Raw genomic sequence first — 16,179 nt, 5'->3', positions numbered from 1 at the left:
AAACGCCAGCAGCCCTTCTCCCCGCAGGTCATCGAGCGTGCTAACGCTCCAAGACATCGCGAACGGCGTTTGCCGCCGTAACGGGGCGATCGCGCAAACCGTTATGCGCGCCCGGGATCGTCACAAGGGGGCAATCGAGATATTCGGCAGCCGCTCGCGTGCCAGCCTCGCGGGGCGTACCGAGCGAAAGCTCGCCGAGAAGCACAGCAGCAACGGACTTCGATGCGCGGGCGCGCTCCCAGTCGGGAGCATATGTCATATTTGTTCCGTATTCATTGGCCATAAAGCAACGACCATTGCGCAGGGCATGTTTGACTTCCACTTCGGTCGTCCCAGGAGCCTCGGGGTCCAAGTCGCCGAGGGCTCCCAAGAAAAGCCGGAGCGCCCTTGAAACCTTTCCAGCCGCAATCATATCGAGCAAAACCGGAGCTGCGCCCATGCCGAAGCCTTCGGCCGACACAGCCGGCTCATGCAGAATCGCACGGGCGACGAGATGGGGTTCGGCGCGAAGAAGCTCCAGCGCCACCAACGTACCGGCGCTATGCGCAAGCATATTTGTCGGAGCGCCAACGTGTTCGATCACGGCTTGCAGGTCGGCGGCCTGAGCGGCAAGATCATAGCTGCCGTCTGCCGCATCGCTGCTGCCACCGCAGCCGCGGCGGTCGTAGGCAATTACGCGGTAGTTGCGGCTGAGCTCACAAGCGATACCGTCGAAAAATGTGCCGTCGACACAAGCGCCGTGCACGCACACCAAGGCAGGAGCATCAGGCGACACATCTGGGCCGGCATATTCGCGACAGGCAATCGTGGTGCCCGCATTCTCGACCGTAAAATTCATGTTGTGCCCCCATCATCAATGCTCATCCAGTTGCACGTCAGCGCGGTTGGATGGACCCACATTGCCTTACACCTTGTTAACAGATTAACTTTACCCGACCCGAGGCTTTTCATGGCGCGGCATAATGGGCGACGTGAAAAAACGAAACTTGTAAAGCAAGAGCCCGCACCTTGCTTTGGAGCCGATGCTATGCTTAGGCACAATTGTCTTGAGGAGCATATGCCTATGTCTACGTTTTTGAATGCCAGCCCCATCTTTGGGCCCGTTCGCAGCCGTCGCCTTGGTCTCTCGCTCGGCGTCAACATGATGCCGGCCAGCGGCAAAATCTGCACGTTCGACTGCATTTACTGCGAAAACGGCCTCAACGCCGAGCGCCCCTGCCATGAGCCGTACAACACAGCTGCCGTGGTACTCGACGCGCTCGAGGCAAAGCTGCGCGAGATGGCAGCCGAGGGCGAGCTCCCCGATGTGATCACCTTCGCAGGAAACGGCGAGCCCACCGCCGCACCGGAGTTTCCGCAGGCCATCGCCGGCGCCGTCGCGCTGCGCGACGAGCTTGCCCCAAACTCCAAGATCGCCGTGCTCTCCAACGGCACGCGCGCCGACCGCCCCGAGGTGCACGACGCGCTCATGATGGTCGATGACAACATTCTTAAGCTCGATACCGTCGACCCGGCATTTATCCAGCTGCTCGACCAGCCCGTTGGCCCCTACGACGTCGAGCACCAGATCGAGACGTTCGCAAGCTTTGACGGTCACGTTATTATCCAGACGATCTTTTTGAACGGCGAGTATCAGGGCAAGCTCATCGACAACACCGGCGAGGAGTACGTCGCCCCCTGGCTCGCGGCGCTTGAGCGCATTCGCCCACAAGAAGCGACCATCTACACGGTGGCGCGCGAGACACCGGTCGCCGGCCTTGCCAAAGCAGCACCCGAGGCCCTCGACGCCATTGCCGCGCGCGTGCGTGCCCTCGGCATTCCCTGCCAGGTGAGCTACTAGCGCGCAGCTGCCCTGTGAGTGGGCTATACTAGCTGCGAATGAAAGGAAGTTAGCCATGTTTGACAATGGACCCGTGCCCGGCCGCAACGACGCTTGCTGGTGCGGCAGCGGCAAGAAATACAAGAAATGCCATAGCGCCTTTGATGAGCGCCTCGAGCGCTTGTGGGAAGAGGGCTGGGAGGTTCTGCCCCGCACGCTCTACAAGACACCCGCCGACATCGAGGGCATCAAGCGCTCGGCCGCCATCAACGTGGGCGTGCTCGACTACGTAGGCGAGCACATCGCCGCGGGCATGACCACCAACCAGATCGACCAGATGATCTACGACTACACCATCGAACACGGTGGCACGCCGGCTGACCTCAACTATGAGGGCTACCCCAAGAGCGTGTGCACCTCGATCAACGACGTGGTCTGTCACGGCATCCCCTGCGATACGGACGTGCTGCACGAGGGCGACATCATCAACGTCGATTGTTCCACGATCTTGGACGGCTACTTTAGCGATTCGAGCCGCATGTTCTGCATCGGCAAGGTCTCTGCCGAGCGCCAGCGTCTGGTCGACGTCACTCGCGCCAGCGTGAAAGCGGGTCTAGCCGCCGTCAAGCCATGGCTACCGCTGTCCGTGATGGCCGAGGCCGTGCAAAAGACGGTCGAGGACGCCGGTTTTAGCGTGGTGCGCGAGTACGGCGGACACGGCATTGGCAAGGAGTTCCACGAGGACCCGTTTGTAGGCTTTACCACCGAGGCGCCCGATGTGGACACCATCATGGCTCCGGGCATGGTCTTTACCATCGAGCCCATGGTCAATGCCGGAGCGCCCGACATCAAGATTAGCAAGGGCGACGGCTGGTGTGTGCGCACCAAGGACGGCAGCGATTCGGCCCAGTGCGAGGTACAGCTCGTAGTGACCGAGGACGGCTACGAGCTGCTGAGCTGGTAGCCGTGGATGCGCCGGATGCTGACGGGCACGCTCGTCTAGCATCCGGCGTTTTTGTTTGAACGTTTTGCCTGATAAAACCCGCCAAAATAAACCTGTCCCTTTTTGGCGGGTCAAGCGGAAAGGACTACTTGTGAACATCTTGGTTTTGCTGCCCGTCAACGACCACCATCGCGCAATTCTTGAGTCGAGCGCTCCGGGCGAGGACTTTATCTACACGAGCGCCGACGCTATCACGCGCGAACAAGTCGCCAACGCCGACGTGATCTTGGGCAACATAGACCCTGCCCTACTTACCGCATGCGAGCACCTCCAGCTGCTGCAACTACAGACCGCGGGCTATGACGATTACTTGGCCGCCGGCACCGTGCCAGCCGACGCCAAACTGTCTTGCTCGGTGGGCGCCTACGGCCAGGCCGTGAGCGAGCACATGTTTGCCATGGTCCTTTCCATGATGAAGCGCCTGCCCGGCTATCACGACTTGCAGCGCGAACATCGCTGGGAGGATTTGGGGCCAGTTACCTCGCTCAAAAACGCCAACGTGCTGGTGCTGGGCGCGGGCGATATCGGCGGTCACTTTGCCACGCTCTGCCGCGGCATGGGCGCGCACGTCCGCGGCATCAAGCGCCATCCACTCGTCTACCCCATTGTGTTTGAGGACATGGACGGCATGGACGCCCTACCTGAGCGCCTGGCAGAGGCCGACATCGTCGCATCCTTTATGCCGAGCACGCCCGAGACCCGCGGTCTGGCGAACGCCGAGTTCTTTGCCGCGATGAAACCAGGTGCCTTCTTTGCCAACGGCGGCCGCGGCGACCTTGTGGTCACCGATGACTTGGTTGCCGTTCTGGAGTCGGGACATCTCGCCGGCGCCGCGGTCGACGTCACCGACCCCGAACCGCTGCCCGCGACAAGCCCCCTGTGGGATGCGCCCAACATGCTCATCACGCCGCACGTCTCCGGCTGGTTCCACCTGGCAGCCACGCTCAACAACGTCGTCGACATCGCCGCGGAGAATCTGCGTCACCTGCAGGCCGGCGAGACCCTGCGCTGCTGGATCGAGCACTAATTGTTCCGGCGTTTTGCCAAACGCCGGAACCCCTCGACGCTGCGAGCCCGCCAGAGCGGCAATCTGACGTTCAATCGTCGGGCATGGCCAAAAGGCCTATGCCCTCCTCTTTCACGTCACCTTGCTCACTCTGGCGGGCTCTCGCTGACGTTTGCTCAACCTGCAGGGTCTTCAAATTGCTAGAGCGTTGCTAAGTAATTCTTTGCGTCTTCTACGCTCATTGCTGCAACGGGTGCGTGTGAACAGAGTTTGACATCGTTGGTGACCAGTAGATCTGCTTGAGCGCGTATCGCTGCCGCAATGATTAAATCGTCTTCGTAATCGCTATGGAGCTCACGCTGTCTGCTCGCCATCCAGATGTCGCTCAGGTCACAGGGCACTGGCGTGGCAAGCTGCGACAGCACGCTAAGACAATCCCATGCAAGCGAAGTCGCTACCGTAGCGGCATACTGGGAAAGCGAACCGTGCTCTCGCCGATACCATGCCTTATGTTCGCTTGAAATCAAATAAAACAGGTCTTTGGACGATGTCGCCGCATACAGCAAATCAACCTGCGCCGTGCATGCATCGCGTAAAAACTCAATCGCCACCGAACGACCACGTCGTGAGGGAATGAAGTAATCGAGCCACACGTTGGTGTCAACCAAGATGCGCTTTGGAGTCTCACTCATAGAGCCAGCTCATCTCCTCGCCATAGCGATCCGCATAGGCATTCCGTTTGAGCTCTTCGTCGTCCGATGGCTGAGCCTTGACCATATCGATTCCCGACTCACAGCAAGCGGCAGCGAACAGCTTCGACCCCTGATCCATAAGCTCGAGCTTACGTTTGGCGGCCTTTTCGCGCTCGCGCTGTTCCGCCCGGGCACGACTGGGCAGCAGAATATCCTCGAGCGCACCGGGGCGATCGGCCAGCGATGCTGCAAGCTGCCAGAGCGCTCGCACCGCTTGGCTCGGCGTCATACCGGCCTTGGAGAGAGCGGCGTCCCCACTCCTTTTAAGATCGGCATCGAGACGTACGTTGATCTGAGCGGCTGTTGTGGTCATGACCCCTCCTTAATACTTCAAAATATCATAAAGCTCTATGGTAGATACGTAAAGCATGTATAGCATTTATAAGCATTAGCCGTACTCTGTACACAAAAAGCCGCCGAGGCGCACTGCACCTCGGCGGCCACGTATCGCAGATCTAGTTCGGTTTCACCCTTTGCATTCGCCCAGATAAAACCTGCCAAAATAAACCTGTCCCTTTTTGGCAGGTTTTAGAGTTCCACGCTTTCGGCGCCGTTGATGGTCAGGTCACGCTCGTAGAAGGCGGTGAGGGCGCGGATGGCGTACATTACGTCGCGCACGCCGCCGGTCTCGTAGCTCGAGTGCATGGCAAGCTGCGGCAGGCCCACGTCCACGGCATGCATGCTCGCCTGCATATTGGTCAGATTGCCCAGGGTAGAACCGCCGGCCATATCGCTCTTGTTGGCAAAGGCCTGCGTGGGCACGTCGGCGTCATCGCAAATGGCCTGGAACACCGCGCGGCTAAAGGCGTCGGTGCAGTAGTGCTGGTTGGCGGCCTCCTTGATGACGATGCCGCCGTTAAGCACAACCTGGTTGCGGGCGTCGCACTTCTCGGCGTGGTTGGGGTGCACGGCATGCGCGTTGTCGCAGCTCACGAGCATCGAAGCGGCAAGTGCGCGGTGGTACGACTCGTCATCGAAGCCCAGCGACCCGTTGATGCGGCGCAGCGCGTCGGCCAAGAACGTCGACATGGCGCCCTGCTTGGTCTCGGAGCCAACCTCCTCGTTATCAAAGCAGCAAAAGACCGAAACGTCGTGCGCATTCTCGGCACCCAAAAATGCCTGCAGCGAGGTGTAGGCGCAGGCCAGGTCGTCGAGCTTGGGCGTCGAGATAAACTCGTCGGCCCAGCCCCAAATGCGTGCATCCTGACGATTGACCAGGAACAGGTCGCGACCCAAAATTTGCTCGGGCTCAACGTCCAGTTCGTCGGCGATCAGGGCGTCAAAATCTCCCTGCTTAAGGTCGCCGGCGCTGATGAGCGGGCACAGGTCGACAGCTCGGTTGGGCGCAAAGCCCTCGTTAACGCCACGATTCATATGGATGGCAAGGCTCGGGATAATGGCAACTTCGCGCTCGGTAGCGAGCAAGCGGCTCTCGATACGGTCGCCCTCGCGCACCAGCACGCGGCCCGCAAGTGCCAGCGGGCGATCGAACCAGGTGTAGTCGATCATGCCGCCGTAGGCCTCGGTGTTCAGGCGCAGCGTCTCGCCCGCGCCGTCGAGCTCGGGCACGGCCTTAACCTTAAACGTCGGCGAATCGCTGTGTGACGCCGTGAGTTGAAAATGATAGTCGCCGGCAACGCCGTCCTCGCCCCACGTAGCGGCCAGGTCTTCGCCCACCTTAAAGGCAACGACGCTCGAGGTGTTGCGCTGCGTGTAATAACGCCCGCCCGGCTCGATGTCCCACGCTGCGTTCTCGGGCAGGTAGGTAAAGCCCGCCTCGTCGAGTTCGGCCATAATGGTCGCTGCCGTATGGAACATGCTGGGGCATGCCTCGATAAAGTCGATAAGGTCGTTGGAGGCCTCGATATCGTCGGCCGTCACGTGCACGCGCTCGATCGTTTCCTGATCCGTCATGCTCTCCCCTTTCGCTGGGTTGATGGTCCCCTCCAGCATACCCCGCCACGCCAGCGCCGCACTCTTCATTCCGTGCTTAATTCCGCGCCGCTCACCAAGTTGAGCCATCATGCCCGCGCTCCTTTTGCGACAATTGCGCTAACAGGACGAGAGGAGCCGTCATGAAGCCACGTAACATTGCCATCGCCTGCGGTGTCGCGGGTGTCGCCGTCGGCCTTGCCGCTGCCACCGGTATCGTTTATCACAAGCAAATCAAGTCCGCCGCGTCGCTCAAACGCTTGACCGGCTACGCGGATGGCTATGACCTGTACGCAATCGACATCGCCTACGACTACGATCTTGATCGCATCATCGCCGCCGGCGTACGCGACGACCAGGCCTACATCGATGCCGTGGTGGCGCAGGTGCTGCCCGGTGTGCCGGCACATGTCCAGGCGCCCCAGTTTGCCTGCAGCGCTTTTGTCGCCGTAGATGCCGAAGGCCGCGTGCGTACCGGTCGCAATTACGACTTTAAGGACGACACCTCGGCGCTGCTGGTGCGCAATCACCCACGCGGCGGCTATGCCTCCATCGGGTTTGCCGCCCTTAACAACCTGGGCGATAACACTCCGCTTGACTCCGTCGCCGGACGCGCCGCCGCACTCATGGGCCCGTTTGCCCAGCTCGACGGCGTCAACGAATGTGGCGTGTCCATTGCCGTGCTCACCCTGGATTCCAAACCCTGTGACCAGGACACGCAGCGCCCCGTCATCAATACCTCGCTCGCCATCCGTCTGGTGCTCGACCGTGCCGCCGCCACGCAAGAAGCTGTCGACCTGCTTTCCGCCTACGACATGCACGCCATGGCAGGACGCGATTACCACTTCTTTATAAACGACGCCGCCGGTGACGCGCGCGTAGTAGAGTGGGATCCGCGCGATCCGGACCGCGCTTTCAAAGCGACTCCTGTAACCCAGGTTACGAACTTCTACGCCTGCTATGGCGACGAAGTGCTGCCTAACCAAAAGAATGGCGAGCTAGGCCATGGTAAAGAGCGCGCCGCCGCAATCGCCGATGTCCTCGACGCCCATACCGGCGCCCAAGACGAGGCAGTCGCTTGGAAGGCCCTACGCGCTGCAGCGCAAGAGCCCAATCCGGAAGACATCACCAGCAACACGCAGTGGTCGGTCGTCTTTGACAACACCGAGCCTGCTGCCGCCATCACGCTGCGCCGCCACTGGGGCGACATCGACGCATTCGCACTGTAAGGAGCCAGGCCCGTCGACTTTACGCTCGCCTGGCGTTGTTTACATTTCTATACGCTTGAGCTAACACGTTTTACCCCCGTATCAACAGTGTGCGGGGGTAAACTTATGCGCATGTTATAACTTGCCCGGAAGGATTCATCATGCTTAGGATCGGTCTTCTTACCAGTGGCGGCGACTGTCAAGCGCTCAACGCCACCATGCGCGGCATTGTCAAAACGCTTATGACCAATAGCGAAGAGCCTATTGAGATCTATGGTTTTGAGGACGGCTACCAGGGCCTTATCTACAGCAGGTTCCGCGTCATGACGCCCGCCGATTTTAGCGGCATCCTCACCCGCGGCGGCACCATCCTGGGCACGAGCCGCACGCCGTTCAAGCGCCTGGACATTCCCGAGGCCGACGGCGTCGAGAAGGTGCCCGCAATGGTCCACACCTATCATAAGCTGCAGCTCGACTGCCTGTTTATGCTGGGCGGTAACGGCTCCACCAAGACCGCCAACCGCCTGCGCGAAGAGGGCCTCAACGTTATCGCCCTGCCCAAGACCATCGATAACGACACCTGGGGCACCGAGCTGACGTTTGGCTTTACGAGCGCCATCGACGTCGCCACCAAGTGCATCGACGACATCCACACCACTGCCTCGAGTCACGGCCGCGTGTTTGTCATCGAGATCATGGGCCACAAGGTCGGTTGGATTCCGCTGTATGCCGGCGTCGCGGGCGGCGCGGACGTCATCCTGATTCCCGAGATCCCCTACGACATGGATAACGTCATCAAGACCATCGAGCATCGCATGGAGACCGGCAGCCGCTTTACCATCGTAGCCGTCGCCGAGGGCGCCATCTCCAAGGAGGACGCGGCACTGTCCAAGAAGGAGTACAAGAAGAAGCTCGCCGAGCGCACGAGCCCGTCAATCGTGTACGACATCGCCAAGGAGATCGAGGCCAAGACCGGTCGCGAGACCCGCGTCGCCATCCCCGGTCACACGCAGCGCGGCGGCCAGCCCGACGCCCAGGACCGCATCTTTGCGACCCAGTGCGGCGTCGAGGCAGCGCTTGGCTGCCTACGCGGCGAGTTTGGCTACATGATTGCCCTGCGTGACGGCAAGATGTGCCACATGCCGCTCGAGGAGGTCGCCGGCAAGCTCAAGTTTGTCGACCCCCAGAGCGATCTGGTACGCGAGGCCAAGGCGTTGGGCATCAGCTTTGGCGACGAATAGCCTCGGCTGGAACTGCTCTCATCGGAGGCCCCAAGGCTTTCCTCCCAAATCGTCCTCGGACATGTCAGGACCCCGCTGCGCGCTTCGCGCGGCGGGGTCCTTCCGTCCTGCGGAAAGATTTGGGAGGAAAGCCCTGGGGCCTCCTGCGGTAACTAGGGAGGCCGAGGCTATTCGTCTTCTTGCTGCAAGTGCGTGGGCTGAGATTTTGGGATGTTGCAGGCTCTTAGCTGAGAGTAGCACTGACATTTGTCCTAAAATGGCTGGTCGCTAGGGGTTGCTACCGGTAGTTGCGGTAGGGTTGGGGCAGATTCTAACTAGAAATGGTGGTCGCTACCGGTTGTTCTCGGCATACTCGGCTCATTCGATTCGACCATCAAACGAAAGGAACCACCATGGATCTTGCGATGGCGCAGCGGCTCGTTGATCGCCGCAAGGCTGCCGGGCTTTCTCAGGAGGCGCTTGCCGCCCAGCCGGGTGTGAGTCGTCAGGCTGTCAGTAAATGGGAGCGCAGCGAATCCTCGCCCGATACCGATAACCTTATTGCGCTCGCCGCGCTGTATGGCGTGTCGCTGGATGAGCTGCTGTATGGGGAGGCGGTGGCTAGCGCTGATGACTCACAGGCTGATGATGAGGCGCAGAACAGCAACGCCGGCACCAAAGCTTCAGATAAGGCTGAAGAGGCTGAGGCTTCTACTGAGCACGCTGATTGCAGCGATAAGCCACTTGTCGATATTTCCCTCGCGCGCGGTATCCACGTCATTGATCCCAATAAAGGCGAGGAAGTCCATGTTGGTTGGAGCGGCATCCATGTGACCAACGAGCGCAAGGGCGAAGAGGTGCATGTGGGGCCGGACGGCGTGCATATCGATACGCTTGAGGACGATGGACATAGCGTACGCACCAATGACGACGGCACCGTCACCATCGACGGCGAGACGTTTTCCAGCTGGAAGGAAGCACACGACAAGCTCGACCATCATGGCAAGCATTTCCACACCAAGGTCGGACGTGCATGGAACAAATTCCCCTTCCCCGCACTTGTCACTCTCGCCTATCTGGTGCTCGGCATTGTCTACGGCACATGGGGCATGGGGCTTTTCCTCGTCTTTCTGGTTCCCGTCTACTACGCGATTGGTGACTTCATCGATCGGCGCCACCTGTCTAAGCTGATCGAGGCCATCTACCCGGCAGCCGCCATCGCTTGGTTCCTCTACATGTGGCTCTGTTTGGGACAGCCCCATCCTGCATGGATCATCCTCATCACGATTCCCGTCATCAAAGCGCTCATGCGCTGGTGCCGCAAACAATGGAAGCACCGCCAACAGGCCTAACACGCTCCGACCCACCAGCACCCAACCACCCCCGCCCTTCTCCTAAGTTGCGGTGAGATAGGGACTGTTTTGAAGCTCCAAAGCGCCAAACAGTCCGTATATCACCGCAACCTACAAACAACTGGGTCAGTTCCGGCACGGAGATTAGCATTGAGCTGACCACGCGCCAAGAAAAGGGCCTATTTACTACGTTTAACTCGAGAGGGCCGACCATACCCGCCTTTTCCGAATATTTGCAAGCCCTCTACCTGCGGTTTTAATTTCATAATCTTTGTCATGGTCGAGGGTGTGGTAGCAAACGTAGTAGATAGGCCCGTTTTGCGGCATACGACCCATTCAAGCCCAATCTCGAAGGCTGGAGAAAGCCCTTCATCCACGCCTGTGAGCGAAAACCAAATAGAATGAAAGGCAAATGGAAAAGCCCGTTTGACGGGGCAAACGCCGGGCCACCTAAAGCTGACGTTAGATAACGATACTTTTGAAAACACTGGAAAATCAAGGTTTTTCGAGCGACGGACAAGCCGGGTATTGTACTAAAAACTGAATACGACGCAAAAGCGGCGTTTCCCACTCTCTACACAGGGAGAACAGGAACGCCGCTTTTTTCATGCCCTTTGTTACGCAGTAGGGGCAGAAAAAGCCTTGCTACAAGCGGCTTTCCGGGCGCGTATCTGACGCGGCAAGGGATTTATACCTTATCCCCCGAAACCGCGCTTCTACTGCGTAACAAATCCACAGCAAAAGGAGTGATTTACTATGGCAGTTTTCCGGGTGGAACGAAACAAGGGCTACACCGTAATGAGCAACCACCACCTACGCAACAAGGAGCTTTCTCTAAAGGCAAAGGGGCTGTTGTCGCAAATGCTGTCACTCCCCGAAGATTGGGACTACACCTTGAAAGGCTTATCCCTTATCAACCGGGAGAAGATAGACGCTATCCGCGAAGCCATACGGGAGCTTGAACGCGCCGGGTATATCGTCCGTTCAAGGGAGCGCGACGAGAAAGGACGCTTGCGGGGCGCGGACTATGTGATATTCGAGCAGCCGCAGCCGCCTACGCCGGATTTACCTACATTGGAAAATCCAACATTGGATAATCCAACACAGGGAAAACCAACATTGGAAAAACCTACGTTGGAAAATCCAACGCAATTAAATAAAGATATACAAAGAACTGACTTACCAAAAAAAGAAAAATCAAATACGGATTTATCAAGTACCCATTCCATTCCTATCCTTTCCCCTAACCCCTCACCTTGCGGGGGAGCGGCTACGCCGCCGGAACGGAAAGGAACGGAAGCGGCAGCACAGAGCGCAGTAGAGATATACCGGGAAATCATCAAGGACAATATCGACTACGACATTCTCAAACAGGACATGAAATTTGACGGGGACAGGCTTGACGAGATTGTAGACCTCATGCTTGAAACGGTATGCACCGCCAGAAAGCGGGTGCGGATTGCGGGGGACGACTACCCGGCAGAGCTTGTGAAGTCAAAGTTTATGAAACTGGACGGCGAGCATATCCGCTTTGTGCTTGACTGTATGCGGGAGAACACAACCAAAATCCGCAACATCAAGCAATATCTGAAAGCAGCCCTTTTCAATGCCCCGTCCACAATCGGCAACTATTACACTTCCCTTGTCGCCCATGACATGGCAAGCGGCGCACTTGCGCCACAGGAGCCGCACGACCCCTATTCATTCAAACCGGGCGAAAGCCTGTAAACAACAAAAGGAGGATTTTATTATGGCACAGAGAACAGGAGCATTGGTATTTGACGAGCGCACTGACCGTTACGACATTCGCTTTGACCTCAATACTTACTATGGCGGGCTGCATTGCGGGGAGTGCTTTGACGTGTTCGTGCGGGGCAAGTGGAAGCCTACCCGGATTGAGTATGGCGACAACTGGTATCTTGTGGGTATCAGAGCCGAGGATTTGAATGGGCTGCGGGTGCGTATCTGACCGCCGCCCCATAAAGAAACGCGAAAGGAGGACGCGAGAAATTGCAGGACGAAGTAAACGAAAAGACCATAGCCCTTTACATCAAGACCGGGAAGCTGACCGCGCAGACGCTCCAAAAGGCAATGAAAGCCATTCTGTCAAAGGGCAAAAAGCAGCTTACGAAACAGCCACAGGGCAAGCAGAGCTTAAAGCAGCTTATGAAGCAGAACGCGGGCGTTTCCAACATTGAGATTACAAAAGACAATATCAAAGCCTTTGAGAGTACGGCGAAAAAGTACGGTATCGACTTCGCGCTGAAAAAGGACACGACGGAAAGCCCGCCCCGCTATCTTGTTTTCTTCAAGGGGCGGGACGCGGACGTGCTGACCGCAGCCTTTAAGGAGTTTTCCGCAAAGAAGCTGACACAGGACAGGAAGCCCTCTATCCGAAAGCTGCTGACAAGCCTTAAAGAAGCCGCACAGGGCAGAAACGCACAGCGAGAGAAAGTAAAAAACAAAGACAGGGGGCGGGAATTATGAAGCCGGAAATCAAGAAGCTGCTTATCCTCAATCTCCCCTATCTGCTCTTTGTCTGGCTCTTTGATAAAGTGGGCGCGGCTGTCCGGCTTTCCCTCGGCGCGGACGCAAGCGCAAAGCTGCTACATCTTGGGGACGGTTTTACCGCCGCCTTTTCCAGTATCGCGCCGAGTTTTCACCCCGTCGATTTGCTTATCGGCATTGCAGGGGCGGTCATTGTCCGGCTGATTATCTACGTCAAGGGCAAGAACGCGAAGAAGTACCGGAAAGGCATGGAATACGGCTCTGCACGTTGGGGGACAGCCGAGGACATAAAGCCGTACACAGACCCGGTATTTGAGAACAATATCCCCCTCACACAGACGGAACGGCTCACCATGAACAGCCGCCCGAAGCAGCCAAAGTATGCAAGGAACAAAAATATCCTTGTAATCGGCGGTTCCGGCAGCGGCAAGACAAGGTTTTTTGTCAAACCGTCGCTCATGCAAATGCACAGCAGCTATGTTGTCACAGACCCGAAAGGCACCGTCTTAATCGAGTGCGGGAAGCTCTTACAGCGGGGCGGCTATCGGATAAAAGTGCTGAATACGATTAACTTCAAGAAATCCATGAAATACAATCCCTTTGCCTATCTGCGGAGCGAAAAGGATATTTTGAAGTTAGTCAATACCATTATCGCCAACACCAAAGGCGACGGGGAGAAATCCGGCGAGGATTTTTGGGTGAAAGCGGAAAAGCTCTACTACACCGCGCTAATCGGCTATATCTGGTACGAAGCCCCGGACGAGGAAAAGAACTTCACGACGCTGCTTGAAATGATAAATGCGTCGGAAGCCCGCGAGGACGACGAGGACTTCCAGAACCCGGTTGACCTCATGTTTGAACGTCTGGAAGAAAAAGACCCGGAGCATTTCGCGGTCAAGCAGTACAAAAAATACAAACTTGCGGCGGGCAAGACAGCAAAAAGCATACTTATCTCATGCGGCGCGAGGTTAGCCCCATTCGACATTAAGGAGCTGCGCGAGCTTATGGAAACCGACGAAATGGAGCTTGACACCATAGGCGACAGAAAGACCGCCCTTTTCGTCATTATCAGTGACACCGACGATACCTTTAACTTTGTCGTGAGTATCCTCTACACACAGCTATTCAACCTCTTGTGCGACAAGGCAGATGATGTGTACGGCGGGCGGCTTCCCGTCCATGTACGGTGCTTACTTGATGAATTTGCGAATATCGGGCAGATACCGAAGTTTGAAAAGCTCATAGCCACCATAAGGAGCCGGGAAATATCCGCGTCAATCATCTTGCAGAGCCAGTCACAGCTAAAAGCCATTTACAAGGACAACGCCGATACCATAGTCGGCAACTGCGACACCACGCTTTTCTTGGGCGGCAAGGAGAAAACGACGCTCAAAGAAATATCGGAAATTTTAGGCAAGGAAACAATCGACAGCTTCAACACTTCCGAAACCAGAGGGCGGGAGCTTTCGCATGGGCTGAACTATCAGAAATTGGGAAAGGAGCTTATGACACAGGACGAAATCGCGGTCATGGACGGAGGGAAATGTATCTTGCAGCTACGCGGGGTGCGCCCGTTCTTTTCGGACAAATTCGACATAACGAAGCACCCGAAATACAAGTACCTGTCCGATGCAGACCCGAAGAACGCCTTTGACATGGAGAAGCACTTGCGCCGCCGCCCCGCTATCGTCAAGCCCGATGAAGTCTTTGACTATTACGAGATTGACGCGGCAGACTTGCCGGAAGATACAGAAGCGTAAAAGAAAAGGACAGGGAAAAGACCTTTGCATTATGGAAATGTGCATAACTGCCTATTCCGTCATGGAAAACGCCGTTCACAGCACATGGAAAAGCAAAGGGCAGCTTTCCCACGTCCTGCAAACAGCGTTTCCCACAACTCCATAAGCAAGGCAGTTATACACATTCCCACAATGCCGACTGCTACGACGAAAACCGCACCCTCTCTTTCTTTCATTCATAAGAGCAAAAAAACTTAAAGGAGGTATCACAATCAGAAACGTAAACACAGGCTACATGATACGCGCCCCCACTCCCCCGGCGCAGCACACAGCGGCAGAAGCCGCAGCCCTTACAACTGAATACCGCCGCGCCGCAGACATTTAGGCGGCGTGGGGAACCCGCCGAACCCCGGCGGGCTTATGACCGCGGCAGTTACCAAAACTGGCCGCCGTTTTTTATGCCCTTTTTCGGGCAGCCGCACACGCGGCAAGAAAGGAGAACTTTATGGCATTTTTTAATTCGGCAGTAGGCGTTTTGCAGACCCTTGTTATCGCTCTTGGAGCTGGCCTTGGTATCTGGGGCGTGATTAACCTCATGGAGGGCTACGGCAACGACAATCCGGGCGCGAAAAGCCAGGGCATGAAGCAGCTCATGGCGGGCGGCGGCGTTGCCCTTATCGGCATGACCCTTGTACCGCTGCTTTCCGGCCTGTTCGGTTAAGAAGCGCGGGTAAAGGCTTATGCAGAGCATACTTGACGCGATTAACGAATGGATAAAGGAAATCCTCATAGGAGCCATAAACGGTAATCTGTCAACTATGTTCGGGGACGTGAACGAGAAAGTCGGCACTATCGCCGCAGAGGTAGGGCAGACCCCGCAAGGGTGGAACGCGGGTATCTTCTCCATGATACGCACACTATCGGAGAATGTAATCGTACCCATTGCGGGGCTTGTCATTACCTACGTCCTATGCTATGAGCTTATCAGCATGGTAACGGAAAAGAACAATATGCACGACGTTGACACTTCCATGTTCTTCAAGTGGGTATTCAAGGCTTACGTCGCAGTCTACCTTGTGACGCATACCTTTGACATCACTATGGCGGTGTTCGATATGGCGCAGCACGTTGTTTCCGGCGCGGCGGGGGTAATCGGCGGCAGCACAAATATTGATGTTGCCGCCGCCCTTGCTTCCATGCAGAGCGGGCTTGACGCTATGGAAATCCCCGAACTGCTCTTACTTGTCATGGAAACAAGCCTTGTGAGCTTGTGCATGAAGATAATGTCCGTACTGATAACCGTTATCCTCTACGGGCGCATGATAGAGATTTACCTTTACTGTTCGGTATCGCCTATCCCGTTTGCAACATTCACTAACCGGGAATGGGGACAGATAGGAAACAACTACCTAAAATCCCTGTTCGCCCTTGGCTTTCAAGGCTTCCTCATAATGATATGCGTCGGCATTTACGCCGTTCTTCTTGGATATGTCTACATAGTTCTATCAGTTAGCGGTTGATTTTCAATCTCAACGCAACAGCCTGAACGGGCCCCGCGTTTCCGCAGCTAGCGCAACGCGGGAATAGCCCCCGGCACCTGGCCGTCGCACCGTTTCCGCAGGTGGAGAGGCTATGGAGGC

General features: G+C 57.0%; 15 protein-coding genes and 1 pseudogene. 12 read left to right on the top strand and 4 right to left on the bottom strand.

Annotated features, from left to right (window positions below; translation table 11 throughout):
• Positions 1-40: 40 nt before the first annotated feature.
• Positions 41-838: an alpha/beta hydrolase gene (locus tag AAAX31_RS08860; protein WP_349076973.1), complete on the bottom strand. Its 798-nt coding sequence runs from the start codon at positions 836-838 to the stop codon at positions 41-43.
• A gap of 225 nt (positions 839-1,063) precedes the next feature.
• Here AAAX31_RS08860 and AAAX31_RS08855 point away from each other — a divergent pair, with 225 nt between their 5' ends.
• From AAAX31_RS08855 to AAAX31_RS08845, 3 genes are all read left to right on the top strand, one after another.
• On the top strand, positions 1,064-1,840 hold the full coding sequence (locus AAAX31_RS08855) for a radical SAM protein (protein WP_349076971.1): 777 nt from the start codon (positions 1,064-1,066) through the stop codon (positions 1,838-1,840).
• Positions 1,841-1,895: 55 nt separating this feature from the next.
• On the top strand, positions 1,896-2,783 hold the full coding sequence (gene map / locus AAAX31_RS08850; protein ID WP_349076970.1) for a type I methionyl aminopeptidase: 888 nt from the start codon (positions 1,896-1,898) through the stop codon (positions 2,781-2,783).
• 130 nt (positions 2,784-2,913) lie between these two features.
• A complete protein-coding gene (locus AAAX31_RS08845) occupies positions 2,914-3,849 on the top strand; it encodes a D-2-hydroxyacid dehydrogenase (protein ID WP_118258862.1) in 936 nt (311 codons plus the stop codon).
• A gap of 179 nt (positions 3,850-4,028) precedes the next feature.
• Here the strand turns inward: AAAX31_RS08845 and AAAX31_RS08840 are convergent, their stop codons facing one another.
• The 3 genes from AAAX31_RS08840 to AAAX31_RS08830 all read right to left on the bottom strand — a co-directional run bounded on the left by AAAX31_RS08840 (position 4,029) and on the right by AAAX31_RS08830 (position 6,494).
• Positions 4,029-4,520, bottom strand: a complete 492-nt coding sequence (locus AAAX31_RS08840; RefSeq protein ID WP_117629925.1) for a PIN domain-containing protein — start codon at positions 4,518-4,520, stop codon at positions 4,029-4,031.
• Positions 4,513-4,893, bottom strand: coding sequence for a translation repressor RelB (locus AAAX31_RS08835; protein ID WP_117584152.1), 381 nt, complete (start codon positions 4,891-4,893; stop codon positions 4,513-4,515). Before AAAX31_RS08835 ends, AAAX31_RS08840 begins: the two co-directional genes overlap by 8 nt.
• A gap of 215 nt (positions 4,894-5,108) precedes the next feature.
• Positions 5,109-6,494 carry a M18 family aminopeptidase gene (locus tag AAAX31_RS08830; protein ID WP_349076968.1) on the bottom strand — a complete coding sequence of 462 codons (1,386 nt, stop codon included), beginning with the start codon at positions 6,492-6,494 and terminating at the stop codon, positions 5,109-5,111.
• Positions 6,495-6,655: 161 nt separating this feature from the next.
• Between AAAX31_RS08830 and AAAX31_RS08825 the strand changes: the two genes are divergently transcribed.
• The 9 genes and pseudogenes from AAAX31_RS08825 to AAAX31_RS08785 all read left to right on the top strand — a co-directional run.
• Positions 6,656-7,741: a carcinine hydrolase/isopenicillin-N N-acyltransferase family protein gene (locus AAAX31_RS08825; RefSeq protein ID WP_349076966.1), complete on the top strand. Its 1,086-nt coding sequence runs from the start codon at positions 6,656-6,658 to the stop codon at positions 7,739-7,741.
• 140 nt (positions 7,742-7,881) lie between these two features.
• Positions 7,882-8,961, top strand: a complete 1,080-nt coding sequence (locus tag AAAX31_RS08820) for an ATP-dependent 6-phosphofructokinase (protein WP_117584154.1) — start codon at positions 7,882-7,884, stop codon at positions 8,959-8,961.
• A gap of 392 nt (positions 8,962-9,353) precedes the next feature.
• Positions 9,354-10,292, top strand: coding sequence for a helix-turn-helix domain-containing protein (locus tag AAAX31_RS08815; RefSeq protein ID WP_349076965.1), 939 nt, complete (start codon positions 9,354-9,356; stop codon positions 10,290-10,292).
• Between the two features lie 756 nt (positions 10,293-11,048).
• Positions 11,049-12,020, top strand: coding sequence for a DUF6017 domain-containing protein (locus AAAX31_RS08810; protein ID WP_055158529.1), 972 nt, complete (start codon positions 11,049-11,051; stop codon positions 12,018-12,020).
• Positions 12,021-12,042: 22 nt separating this feature from the next.
• Complete coding sequence (locus AAAX31_RS08805; protein WP_002590558.1) at positions 12,043-12,261, top strand: DUF5348 domain-containing protein; 219 nt, start codon at positions 12,043-12,045, stop codon at positions 12,259-12,261.
• Between the two features lie 41 nt (positions 12,262-12,302).
• Positions 12,303-12,779, top strand: a complete 477-nt coding sequence (locus AAAX31_RS08800) for a PcfB family protein (RefSeq protein ID WP_055158527.1) — start codon at positions 12,303-12,305, stop codon at positions 12,777-12,779.
• The gene (locus AAAX31_RS08795; RefSeq protein WP_118248611.1) at positions 12,776-14,560 is read left to right on the top strand and encodes a VirD4-like conjugal transfer protein, CD1115 family; all 1,785 of its coding nucleotides are present in this window, start codon (positions 12,776-12,778) and stop codon (positions 14,558-14,560) included. The genes AAAX31_RS08800 and AAAX31_RS08795 overlap by 4 nt, the downstream gene beginning before the upstream one ends.
• 484 nt (positions 14,561-15,044) lie before the next feature.
• The gene (locus AAAX31_RS08790) at positions 15,045-15,260 is read left to right on the top strand and encodes a Maff2 family mobile element protein (RefSeq protein WP_045147112.1); all 216 of its coding nucleotides are present in this window, start codon (positions 15,045-15,047) and stop codon (positions 15,258-15,260) included.
• 19 nt (positions 15,261-15,279) lie between these two features.
• Positions 15,280-16,056, top strand: a pseudogene (locus AAAX31_RS08785) (VirB6/TrbL-like conjugal transfer protein, CD1112 family); the annotation flags it as partial.
• Positions 16,057-16,179: the final 123 nt, after the last annotated feature.

This window comes from Collinsella sp. CLA-ER-H5, assembly GCF_040092375.1.
In the GTDB taxonomy this organism is placed as follows: Bacteria; Actinomycetota; Coriobacteriia; order Coriobacteriales; family Coriobacteriaceae; genus Collinsella.
The sequence above is the reverse complement of the archived record's forward strand: the minus strand, read 5'-3'. Positions and strand labels throughout refer to the sequence as shown.

Bases quoted from the DNA above. Each gene is read 5' to 3' on its own strand.
- AAAX31_RS08860 (WP_349076973.1), bottom strand. From the start codon at position 838: ATGAATTTTACGGTCGAGAATGCGGGCACCACGATTGCCTGTCGCGAA.
- AAAX31_RS08855 (WP_349076971.1), top strand. From the start codon at position 1,064: ATGTCTACGTTTTTGAATGCCAGCCCCATCTTTGGGCCCGTTCGCAGC.
- map (WP_349076970.1), top strand. From the start codon at position 1,896: ATGTTTGACAATGGACCCGTGCCCGGCCGCAACGACGCTTGCTGGTGC.
- AAAX31_RS08840 (WP_117629925.1), bottom strand. From the start codon at position 4,520: ATGAGTGAGACTCCAAAGCGCATCTTGGTTGACACCAACGTGTGGCTC.
- AAAX31_RS08835 (WP_117584152.1), bottom strand. From the start codon at position 4,893: ATGACCACAACAGCCGCTCAGATCAACGTACGTCTCGATGCCGATCTT.
- AAAX31_RS08830 (WP_349076968.1), bottom strand. From the start codon at position 6,494: ATGACGGATCAGGAAACGATCGAGCGCGTGCACGTGACGGCCGACGAT.
- AAAX31_RS08825 (WP_349076966.1), top strand. From the start codon at position 6,656: ATGAAGCCACGTAACATTGCCATCGCCTGCGGTGTCGCGGGTGTCGCC.
- AAAX31_RS08820 (WP_117584154.1), top strand. From the start codon at position 7,882: ATGCTTAGGATCGGTCTTCTTACCAGTGGCGGCGACTGTCAAGCGCTC.
- AAAX31_RS08815 (WP_349076965.1), top strand. From the start codon at position 9,354: ATGGATCTTGCGATGGCGCAGCGGCTCGTTGATCGCCGCAAGGCTGCC.
- AAAX31_RS08810 (WP_055158529.1), top strand. From the start codon at position 11,049: ATGGCAGTTTTCCGGGTGGAACGAAACAAGGGCTACACCGTAATGAGC.
- AAAX31_RS08805 (WP_002590558.1), top strand. From the start codon at position 12,043: ATGGCACAGAGAACAGGAGCATTGGTATTTGACGAGCGCACTGACCGT.
- AAAX31_RS08795 (WP_118248611.1), top strand. From the start codon at position 12,776: ATGAAGCCGGAAATCAAGAAGCTGCTTATCCTCAATCTCCCCTATCTG.
- AAAX31_RS08790 (WP_045147112.1), top strand. From the start codon at position 15,045: ATGGCATTTTTTAATTCGGCAGTAGGCGTTTTGCAGACCCTTGTTATC.